Source organism: Limnohabitans sp. (assembly GCF_031539105.1).
In the GTDB taxonomy this organism is placed as follows: domain Bacteria; phylum Pseudomonadota; class Gammaproteobacteria; order Burkholderiales; family Burkholderiaceae_C; genus Limnohabitans.
Genome location: NZ_JAVKLM010000033.1, coordinates 1 through 1,754 on the forward strand (window position 1 = coordinate 1; position 1,754 = coordinate 1,754).

The following is a 1,754-nucleotide window of genomic DNA, read 5'->3' on the forward strand; positions in this document are numbered from 1 at the left end:
CTTGCGCCTTACGCATCTTAGACGCGGCGACCATTTCCATGGCTTTGGTGATCTTCTTGGTGTTTTCCACCGATTTGATCTTGCCGCGAATTTCCTTACCTGCTGCCATTTGAGGCTCCTTGTGTCAGGTAGGAATTAAGCGAAGGTTTTCTTGAACGCAGTCAGAGCAGCGGTCAATTCAGCCTCGGCATCTTTGTCCATGGCTTTGTCGGCTTCGAGTTTGGCCAACAATGCAGCATGCTTAGCTTTGAGGTAAGCGTGCATTTCATATTCAAAGTGCAGAACTTGTTTGACTTCGATGTCGTCCATGTAGCCTTTGTTCACCGCAAACAGGGTTGCACCCATGATGCTGATGGACTGTGGGCTGTACTGAGCTTGCTTGAGCAATTCAGTCACGCGAGCACCGCGGTCGAGCTGTTTACGTGTGGCTTCGTCGAGGTCAGAAGCGAACTGGGCAAACGCTGCCAATTCACGGTACTGAGCCAAGTCGGTACGGATACCACCGGACAAGTTCTTGATCAATTTCGTTTGAGCTGCACCACCCACGCGAGACACTGAAATACCAGCGTTAATCGCAGGACGGATACCAGCGTTGAACAACGAGGTTTCCAAGAAGATTTGACCATCAGTGATCGAAATCACGTTGGTTGGCACGAATGCGGACACGTCACCGGCTTGAGTTTCAATGATTGGCAATGCCGTCAATGAACCTGTTTTACCTTTGACAGCGCCTTTGGTGAAGTGCTCAACGTAGTCGGCGTTCACGCGGGCAGCGCGCTCAAGCAAACGGCTGTGGAGATAGAACACGTCGCCAGGGTAAGCTTCGCGGCCTGGTGGGCGACGCAACAGCAAAGACACTTGGCGGTAAGCCACAGCTTGCTTAGACAAATCGTCATACACGATCAGGGCGTCTTCGCCACGGTCGCGGAAATATTCGCCCATCGTGCAACCTGAGTAGGCCGACACGTACTGCATCGCTGCAGATTCAGAGGCAGAAGCGGCCACCACGATGGTGTACTCCATCGCTCCAGCTTGCTCCAAAGCGCGCACCACGTTTTTGATCGAAGAGGCTTTTTGGCCAATCGCGACATAAACGCAGGTCATGTTCTGACCTTTTTGGTTGATGATGGCGTCGATCGCAACAGCTGTTTTACCAGTCTGGCGGTCACCAATGATCAACTCACGTTGACCACGGCCGACTGGCACCATGGAGTCAACAGATTTGAGACCGGTTTGCATGGGTTGGCTCACAGATTCGCGAGCGATAACGCCAGGTGCAACCTTTTCGATCACGTCAGTCATCTTGGCGTTGATTGGGCCTTTGCCGTCAATCGGCTGACCCAAAGCGTTCACCACGCGACCTATAAGCTCGGGGCCGACGGGCACTTCCAAAATGCGACCTGTACATTTGACAACGTCGCCTTCAGAGATGTGCTCGTACTCACCCAAGATCACGGCGCCGACCGAGTCACGCTCGAGGTTCAGCGCCAGACCGAATGTGTTGTTGGGGAATTCCAACATTTCGCCTTGCATCGCGTCTGAAAGACCGTGCACGCGAACGATACCGTCAGTCACCGACAAAACGGTGCCTTGATTACGAACGTTGGCTTCGGTGCCCAAACCTTCGATACGGCTCTTAATCAGCTCAGAGATTTCTGCTGGATTGAGTTGCATGACTCTTTCCTTCTTTCTTGTTAGGGCTGACAGGCATTAAGCCGTCAGCGCAACTTTCATTTGATCTAAACGGGCTTTGA

The 1,754-nt window shown here is 52.6% G+C and carries 2 protein-coding genes; both read right to left on the reverse strand.

Annotated features, from left to right (window positions below; all coding sequences use genetic code 11):
- Window positions 1–109, reverse strand: a 109-nt coding sequence (locus RMR24_RS08705) for a F0F1 ATP synthase subunit gamma (protein ID WP_310614687.1), incomplete at its 3' end; no start/stop codon positions are given.
- Between the two features lie 26 nt (window positions 110–135).
- Window positions 136–1,674 (reverse strand): F0F1 ATP synthase subunit alpha, encoded by a 1,539-nt coding sequence (gene atpA / locus RMR24_RS08710; protein ID WP_310614686.1) that lies wholly within the window; start codon window positions 1,672–1,674, stop codon window positions 136–138.
- Window positions 1,675–1,754 lie beyond the last annotated feature (80 nt).

Coding starts and splice junctions, on each gene's coding strand:
- atpA (WP_310614686.1), bottom strand. CDS start 1,674: ATGCAACTCAATCCAGCAGAAATCTCTGAGCTGATTAAGAGCCGTATC.